1 protein-coding gene is annotated in these 319 nt (G+C 67.7%); it reads left to right on the top strand.

Translation table 11 applies throughout. The features are described from left to right. Positions 1–46: 46 nt before the first annotated feature. A partial coding sequence (locus ACLBXO_RS31920; RefSeq protein ID WP_447687940.1) for a response regulator occupies positions 47–319 on the top strand: 273 nt, incomplete at its 3' end.

Below are 319 nucleotides of genomic sequence, written 5' to 3'. Positions count from 1 at the left end.
CACCCTGCCCATCCGGGAGGAGGCGCACTGACATGGCGGAATCGACATGGCGGGACTGAAGCCCATCCTCTTGGTCGAGGACAATCCGAACGACATCGAGCTGACGCTGGCGGCGCTCGGGTCGAGCCAGCTCGCCAACGAGATCGTCATCTGCCGCGACGGCGCCGAGGCCCTCGACTTCATCTACCGGCGGGGCGTGCACGAGAAGCGGCAGGTCCAGGATCCCGCGGTGGTGCTGCCCGACCTGAAGCTGCCGAAGGTCGACGGCCTGGAGGTGCTCGCCAAGATCAAGGGTGACCCGGTCACCCGCCAGGTGCCG

The organism is Methylobacterium sp. C33D, assembly GCF_053345825.1.
This window is presented reverse-complemented; position numbering and strand designations above follow the sequence as displayed.